This window comes from Methylobacterium dankookense (assembly GCF_902141855.1).
In the GTDB taxonomy this organism is placed as follows: domain Bacteria; phylum Pseudomonadota; class Alphaproteobacteria; order Rhizobiales; family Beijerinckiaceae; genus Methylobacterium; species Methylobacterium dankookense.
Genome location: NZ_CABFVH010000092.1, coordinates 1 through 7,669, shown reverse-complemented (window position 1 = coordinate 7,669; position 7,669 = coordinate 1). Strand labels below are relative to the sequence as shown.

Annotated in this window: 5 protein-coding genes and 2 pseudogenes; 3 read left to right on the top strand and 4 right to left on the bottom strand. The window is 68.1% G+C overall.

Annotated elements, in window-relative coordinates; all coding sequences use genetic code 11:
- Positions 1-666: 666 nt before the first annotated feature.
- From MTDSW087_RS29275 to MTDSW087_RS29265, 3 genes are read left to right on the top strand one after another with little or no spacing between them, the layout of a single operon-like run.
- Positions 667-2,460, top strand: a complete 1,794-nt coding sequence (locus tag MTDSW087_RS29275) for an HlyD family secretion protein (RefSeq protein ID WP_238179794.1) — start codon at positions 667-669, stop codon at positions 2,458-2,460.
- 35 nt (positions 2,461-2,495) lie between these two features.
- Positions 2,496-3,671, top strand: coding sequence for a hypothetical protein (locus tag MTDSW087_RS29270; RefSeq protein ID WP_144769239.1), 1,176 nt, complete (start codon positions 2,496-2,498; stop codon positions 3,669-3,671).
- Positions 3,668-5,626: a glycosyltransferase family 2 protein gene (locus MTDSW087_RS29265; RefSeq protein WP_144769237.1), complete on the top strand. Its 1,959-nt coding sequence runs from the start codon at positions 3,668-3,670 to the stop codon at positions 5,624-5,626. Before MTDSW087_RS29270 ends, MTDSW087_RS29265 begins: the two co-directional genes overlap by 4 nt.
- A gap of 375 nt (positions 5,627-6,001) precedes the next feature.
- Here the strand turns inward: MTDSW087_RS29265 and MTDSW087_RS29260 are convergent, their stop codons facing one another.
- The 4 genes and pseudogenes from MTDSW087_RS29260 to MTDSW087_RS29245 form a co-directional block, all read right to left on the bottom strand.
- Positions 6,002-6,253 (bottom strand): hypothetical protein, encoded by a 252-nt coding sequence (locus MTDSW087_RS29260; RefSeq protein WP_144769235.1) that lies wholly within the window; start codon positions 6,251-6,253, stop codon positions 6,002-6,004.
- Between the two features lie 108 nt (positions 6,254-6,361).
- Positions 6,362-6,812: pseudogene (locus MTDSW087_RS29255) on the bottom strand (hypothetical protein).
- A 136-nt stretch (positions 6,813-6,948) separates the two neighbouring features.
- Positions 6,949-7,176 carry a hypothetical protein gene (locus MTDSW087_RS29250; protein ID WP_238179796.1) on the bottom strand — a complete coding sequence of 76 codons (228 nt, stop codon included), beginning with the start codon at positions 7,174-7,176 and terminating at the stop codon, positions 6,949-6,951.
- A 406-nt stretch (positions 7,177-7,582) separates the two neighbouring features.
- A pseudogene (locus tag MTDSW087_RS29245) lies at positions 7,583-7,669 on the bottom strand (IS5-like element ISMex42 family transposase); the annotation flags it as partial.

Below are 7,669 nucleotides of genomic sequence, written 5' to 3'. Positions count from 1 at the left end.
CCTCTCGAAAGAGAAGCTTCTCCACTGGCCGGCTTTTACGCCGCCCGCATCAGCACGACGCCGACGCTCCAGTGGATGGTTTTGTCACCGCCCTACACACAGCGTGACCGAACGGGACAGAGGCATGGCAGCGCGTCGTCAGTCTGACGTTGCATGAGGGCCGGCTCGGACGGAACGGCCCGTGAGCCGTTCCAGCGAGGCATGCACTTCGGCACCGTGCCGAGCGCGTCCTTAAGCGGCTCCTTCAGGAATGACGTGGCCGCCAGGGTCGAGACATAGAAGGCGAGAGAGTCGTCCGCGCCCGTGAGGAGGAGCCTTCGCCGAGACGCTCGGCCGGCACGCATCATGGTGTCCACGCCGCAAACCGGGCAGACATGGCATGAAGATGAGGCGGATCGCGACACATAATGGGCAGAGCGGCGGCAGAATTGCGGCAGATTTTCACGGGAGCTTGAAGCATTGTTCGGGTAAATGCCGACCTTCCGCTTAGAGATGGCGTCAGCCACGCACCATTTCGCAAACCTCGCAATCTAGGGTTTGGCAAAAATCTCTTCCGGCACCATGCGGATCTGGCCGTCCTAACGTAGATATTCTGTCCTGATCCTGTGACGGAGGCATGATTTACGAGAAATTTCGCAACCTTTTCGGCACTGCAGCATTCCAGAGTTGCATCACATTCGCTGTACACCCCGGCGCTCGCAATCTGCGGATGGCGCACCACGCTTTAGGAATCTGCCCTTGGCCCAGCCCACCCTCATGCCTGCCCCCGAGCATCGCCACCGGCGGTTCGTCCGCGTTTCCAGCGTCAGCGTCGCCTCGGTCCTGGCCGTCCTGATCGGGACGTCGGTGCTGCCGCCCCTCGTAGCGGATCAGTCCGATCGCGCCGTCGTCAATGCGCCCGTCACGCTTATGACCGCTCCGATCGCGGGTGATGTCAGCGCTATACCGGTGAAGGTCGGAGACGTCGTCGAGCGCGGCACGCTCATGGCTCAGATCAGCAATGACCGCCTCGATCGATCGACGGCCATCCAGCTCGCCGGCCGGGTCTCCGAGCTGCGTGAGCGCGCCCTCGCTGCCGAGAGCAAGCGCGCCTCGAACGAGGCGTATCTCGACGCCCTGGACCGCGCGATCCGCGAGCAGTCCGCACAGACGAGCCAGGTCCTGCGCGGGCAAGTCGAAGAGCTGAAGGCGAAGATCGCGTCCGCCCTCGCGTCCGGCGAGGAGAAGAAGGTGCTTATGGACCGCCAGATCGGAATGGTCTCGCGCAACGTGGCGAGTCCCGACATGGTCAAGTCGACGACCCAGTCCTACGCCGCCGCCCTCCACGAGAAGGAGGCGGCCGAGGCCAAGCTCGGCCAGAAGACCGTCCAACTCGATGGCGTGACGCGCGGGCTGTTCGTCGGCGACGAGCTTCGCGGGCTCGCCGAGCTAGCGCAGAAGCGGCTCTCCATCACCTACGACACACAGCGCCTCAAGATCGAGGAGACCGAGCTCAAAGCCGCCATGGCGGACCAGCAGAGGCTCCTCGACCGCGAGAACACCCGCCTCGACAAGCTGGCGGCCTCCGAGATCACTTCTTCGGCGAAGGGCATCGTCTACAACGTCAACGCGGCGGTCGGACGCCACGTGAGCGCGGGCGACAGCCTCTCGTCCCTGGTCGATTGCGAGCGCAGCTTCGTCGTGGCGATCTTCTCGTATCGCCAGGGCCAGAACCTTCAGGTCGGCAGCCCCGTCACCATCTCGGGCGAGCCCAGTGGCCCGCGCAGGGGCGTGGTGACCGAGATCCTCCCGAAAACGAGCGACACGGTTGACGCCACCTACGCCGTGCCTTTCCCGCAAACGGAACGCCGAGAACTCTACGTGCTGGTGAAGCCGGAGCCGCTCCCGGTTCAGACCGCCGCGGCCGAGGATCCGGCCGGGACGGCCTGCGGCGTCGGTCGCTGGGTGACCGTATCCCGCGATGCCGGCTGGGTGCCGTCGACCTCGGTAGTCTGGCGTGATATCGGCGGCAGCACGGCGAGCCTCGCCGCAAAAGCCGGCAACGCCGCGCCCGATATGGTGCGCGGCGCGGTCGATCACGCGGAGGCAGCAATCTCTTACGCGGGCGGCCTGCTGAGACAGGCCGCGGCCTCCGCGGAGACTCTGCCGCCGGCTGCGGAACCGGGACATTCCGAGACGCAGGGCCGGTCCGCACACGCGAACCGGCACGGCGCGGACGGCGAGGCGCCCGACACGCGCGCGATCCCGTCCTCCTCCGCGGCAATCGCAGCACAGCCGGATCTCGAACCGGCGCGGCGACCGATCCCGAGGACGGCATCCGCCGAGCGGCCGCAACTGCCCCCAGCCGAGCCCCCGACCGAATCCTCGGCCCTGCCACAGCCCCCTCGACCGGCGACGGGCATGACCATCGCGATGCCGCCGCTGCCGCCCGCTCGGCCGTCTTTCGAGGCCCGGCGCTGAGGGCGGCAGCCGTCGCGGTCGCCCTCGTTCTCGGCCTGTCGGCGCCCGCGGCGGCGGACGACCTCGGTCGGGGGCTCTGCCGCGCTCTCTCCCGCGTCGTCGCGACGACGGCGCCGGACGGAGGTCCAGCCTTCCTCGCGAGCTACCAGCCCGGCCCGAACGAGGCGGAGGTGCCCCTGCCGCTGCGCAGCACGGCCTTCTCGTACGACAACGCCCTGGCTGCGACCGCCCTCGCGGCGTGCGGCGACCTGCCTCGCGCCCGGCAGATCGGCGAGGCGTTCCTGGCGGCCCTCGACGGGGACCGCAGCTTCACCGACGGGCGGGTGCGCAACGCCTATCGGGCAGGCGCCGTACGCGACCGCCCGGTCTTGCTCCCGGGTTGGTGGGACGCGCGCGCCAAGCGCTGGTCTGAGGACCGCTATCAGGTCGGCACCGCCACCGGCAACGTCGCCTGGGTCGGCCTCGCCCTGATGAACCTGCACGCGGCCACCGGCGATCCGCGCTTTCGCGACGGGGCCAGCCGCATCGCGGCCTGGATCCGGGCGCACGCCACGCGCGATCCCGGACCGGGCTTCGCCGGCGGATTGGACGGCTACGACCCGGACCAGACGCCGATGACCTGGAAGTCCACGGAGCACAACCTCGACATCGCGGCGCTGGGTGCTCGGCTATCGACGTCGGAGGACCGCGCCATGGCCGCCTCGGCACGCATCTTTGTCGAGGGCGCCTTCGACGCGCAGACGGGCTGCTTCCGCATGGGCACCGTCCCGGCCGGCCAGATGCGCGGCGTCGAGGCCGTCGCCCTCGACACGCAGCTCTGGCCGCTGATCGGGATCGCCGACCCGCCGCAGGTCTGGCGGCGGGCTCTCGCCTGCGCGCGCACCCGCCTTGGGGTGCCGGGCGGATTCGACTTCAACGACGACCGCGACGGGCTCTGGGTCGAGGGCACCGCGCAGGCAGCGCTCGTCGACCGCTGGGCGAAGGACAACGCCACGGCCGGCCCGCTCCTGAAGACGCTGGCGGGCCAACGCGCACCCTCCGGCTGGCTCTACGCTACCCGCGAGGCGCGGCTCACCACGGGGCTGCGGATCGGTCCGACGAGCACCGAGGACGACTTCTTCTATTTCCGGCGCCCGCATCTCGGGGCCACGGCCTGGGCAGCGCTCGCAGCCCTCGGCGTCAACCCCTTCACCGGAGAGCATATCCGATGATGTTTTCCTCGCCCGGCGACGCCGCCTCGGTCCTCGCGCTCACCCTGTTCGTGGCGCTCGGGCTCTACGCGCTCTGCGGGCTGCTCCGGCCCGAGCGCGCCTTCGACCGCTTCCTGTTCGGCACCCTCACGGCGGCGCTGATCGCCACCTACGCGCGCTGGCGCTGGAACGACACCATTCCGCCCCTCGCGCCGGAGCTGGGCGCGCTCTGGCCGCGGCTCTTCTTCGCCGCCGAGATCGTGGCGGTAGTCTACACCCTGATGTCCGTGGTGATCCTGCTGCGGTTCAAGGACCGTTCTGCCGAGGCCGATGTCGCGCAGGCCCGCCACGAGGCGAGCGGGGACTGGCCGGCGGTCGACATCTTCATCTGCACCTACAACGAGCCGCAGGACGTGGTGGAGAAGTCCATCCTGCCAGCGCTCGCGATCGATTACGGCCCCAAGACCGTCTGGGTCTGCGACGACACCCGCCGGGACTGGCTGCGCGCCTACTGCGAGGAGGTCGGCGCCAACTACATCACGCGGCCCGACAACAAGGGCGCCAAGGCGGGCAATCTCAACAATGCCCTGCGCCACACCGCGGAGCGGACGAACGCACCGCTGATCCTCGTCCTGGATGCCGACTTCGCGCCCCAGCCCGACATCCTCAAACGGATGGTTGGCCTGTTCGACGATCCGAAGGCGGCCGTGGTGCAATCGCCGCAATTCTTCTTCAACCCCGATCCCATCCAGCACAACCTCGCCGCCTCCGACAGCTGGGTCGACGACCAGCGGATCTTCTTCGACGTCTTCCAGCCCGCCAAGGACGCCTGGGACGCCGCGTTTTGTGTCGGCACCTCGTTCATCGTCCGGCGCGACCGGCTGGGGGAGATCGGCGGCTTCCCGGATGCAGCTATCTGCGAGGACCTCAACCTATCGCTCGGCATGTCGCGGCGGGGCTACGCGACCCACTGGCTGAACGAGCGCCTCAGCATGGGGCTCTCGGCCGAGGGCCTGCCTGAGTACATCACCCAGCGCACGCGCTGGTGCCTCGGCACCATCCAGATCGCCCTCCTGCCCGACGGGCCCCTGCGCGGGCCCGGCTACACTCTGGTCCAGCGCTTCCACTTCCTGCACGGTGTCCTGAACTGGGCCTGCAAGCCCTACATCGTGCTGATGCTACTCGCGCCGGCGGTGTACTGGATCGTCGGCCTGCCGGCCTTCGAGGCGGACTTCCTGTCCTTCCTGCGCTACGGCGTCCCGCCCCTGTTCGCGCTCTGGGCCTATAGCGGCTGGATCTCCCGCTCGCGCACGCTGCCGGTCTTCATGGAGGTGACCCACGCGATCAGCGCCCTCGCGGTCACCATGACGCTGGCCCAGGCGACCGTGAGCCCCTTCGGCCGGCCCTTCAAGGTGACCGAGAAGGGAGGCGATCGCTCGCAGATGCGCGTGCGCTGGCGGATGGCGGCGGCGTTCGGCGGCCTCGCGCTGCTCTCCGCGTTCAGCATCGTCTGGGCGTTCATCTCCCCCAGCGCGCCCGCCGAGATCTCGGATATCGATTTCCTGAACCTGGTCTGGGCCGGCGTGGCCATGGTGTTGACCTTCATCTGCTTCCTCGTCTGCTTCGAGCACCCGCGCGAGGATCTGCTCTTCCGCTACGAGGCCGAGGCCGTGATCGCCGGGGACGGCCCGGCGCGGGCCTGCCAAATCGCAGCCCTGTCGCCAAGCCGCGCGATCCTGGCCGAGCAAGGCGATCCCGGCCTTCCCCCCGGGATCCCGCTGATCCTGCATCTGCCGGGCATCGGTTCCGTAGCGGCTGCGGCGGAGGGCGGATCTCTCGCCCTCAGCCCGACCGAAGAGCAGCACCGCGCCCTGGTGGTGGATCTCTTCTCAGTCCCGCGCGACGGCATCGCCCGCACCGCCCACCTTGGACCGGCGCTGCGGGGCCTCGTTCGCCGAGGGCTCGGGCTGGCTTGAGGTTCAAGGCGAGCCGGAGGTCCGGCTCGCCTTCAATGGAACCAGCCAATTCCTATCGCAAGCCTCTCCGGTCTATGGGAACACTTCATTCCGAGCGGGAATGGCCACGGTCATTCATGGAGGACCTCAACGCGCGATCGTCCGCTTTGCGAGTTCGGATGCCCGCTTGAACGGAAGAAGCGGACATGACGGCGACCACGACATCGGCATGTCCTGGCCCATCAAGAGCGGAGTTCGCCAATGCGATGAAGCGAGTGTGCCGTCAACGGCGGCCGTCCTGAGCGAGCGATTGCTCGCCCATCGATGACTTGAAAGGTGTCGCCGCGGTTTTCCGCGGCGACGGTGCCCGAACTTGGTCCGGGCTTGCCCGAACGTTCAGCCCTTCCTGCCCTGCTTGTAGCTCTGGATGGCGCCCTGGCATCCGGGTGAGAGCTTCGCCATGTTCTTCTCGAAGCATGCCTGCGTCTCGGGACCATCCTCGGGCGGCATGTCCCCGCAGAAGGTCGTGAAATCGCCCATGCATTGCTGCTGGAGCGCTGCCTTGTCGTCGGCGGACATGGGGGCTGCGATGGCGGTGTTCGCGACGCCCGCGAGAAGCGCGACGGACGTCACAAGACGTATCAGCATGGTGTGCTCCCGATCTTTTCAGAGAAACCGGGACGAAAGCCGCGACGGTGGCAAAGCGTTGCATGCGGCGTAGTGGTATCTGAAGGGCACCGGATGGACACTCGCCCCCTACTCGGTGTCGGCCTCACCGTCGTCAGGGATGGCCTCATCGTCGAGCATGGACGGCTCGGTGAACGGGGCGGCCTCCATCGGACGTATGGATGCCGGGGGGGCGGTGCGCGGCGCCGGGTCGAACGGCATCATCGCCGCTCCGGAGCCGACCAGCCCCGCCATGCTCCGCAGGTCAGCGGGCTGCCGGGGATTCTGCGCGACGCGCTCGGCATCCGCCTGCAGGCGCAGGTTGCAAGCCTTCGACGGTAGTGCACCGTCCGGCGTGCAGGCGTCGTGGCGCGCAGGCGGCATCCAGCGCGTCGACGGGGACGAGGGGCGCGTTGTTGCCCGCACCGCAGTAGTTGCCGTGCAGGAGCATCTTTGGGGCGCCGGCACCGTCACCGGGTAGGGCGTTCGCGGGTGCAGCCATACAAGCGGCGAGCAGGATGGGGGCTGCCAGTCGGAACATCGTCATGCGCTAACCTCGCTTCGATCCGTCGCCCTCTCGGCGATGCGCTTCCCTCCGCGGACGGTGAGGACGGTCGAAATGCCGGGGTCGCCGCCAAGGTTCCGCGGAAATCCTTGCCTGGACCTCCGCGATCCTCTCAGGCGAGGTCGAGTTCGAGCGCCAGGTCGGTCAGGTAGAAGGCGATGCGACTGCCCGCCTCGCGGTCCGCGCAATCGATGCTGAAGCCGACCGTGAGGGTTTCGCCCTCGTAGCGGCGCATCACCGACTCGGCCATCAGGGCGGCCTCTCGCTCCGCCCTCGCGTTCAGGACGCGACGGCCGTCGCGGGTCTCCAGCGTCACCCGGAAATGCGTCTGGGGCATCATGGCATGCACCCCCCAGTCCACGCCGTCAGGGCCGGCGGACTCACGAAAAGCCCTCAACGACCGGGCGCAGGAAACCGATCCAGCGACATACAGCAAAATTCATACACGCGGAACATCGGTGTCGACGCCTGGACCTTGGCCTGCTCGCGTGTCGCGATGCGGACGTTGCCGTTCAGGTTTTCGAACGGACGCGGAAGGGCTCGTCCCTCATGATCCACTTGCAGGAGCTACACGGCAGCGGCAGTGCCGCGGCCGCTTTCTGAAGCGATCCGCAAGCTCAGGCTCGTGTTCGGCCAGCATTCACGAAGTTCTGGGCGGCCGGCATCTACTGCCGAAAGTTTGGGCGGAACCGCACGCTGAGGTTGATCCGCCCCCAGCGGAGTGGTCCGCCCTTTAGGGCCTGTCGTCACTTGATCCAATCGAGCGTGGCCGCGAGGCAGAGGACGCTGGTGAAGCTGACGGCGGTCTTCTCGTAGCGGGTGGCGACGGCGCG

What these genes read in the sequence shown, in the direction of transcription:
- MTDSW087_RS29265 (WP_144769237.1), top strand. Translation starts at nt 3,668, where the DNA reads ATGATGTTTTCCTCGCCCGGCGACGCCGCCTCGGTCCTCGCGCTCACC.
- MTDSW087_RS29260 (WP_144769235.1), bottom strand. Translation starts at nt 6,253, where the DNA reads ATGCTGATACGTCTTGTGACGTCCGTCGCGCTTCTCGCGGGCGTCGCG.
- MTDSW087_RS29250 (WP_238179796.1), bottom strand. Translation starts at nt 7,176, where the DNA reads ATGATGCCCCAGACGCATTTCCGGGTGACGCTGGAGACCCGCGACGGC.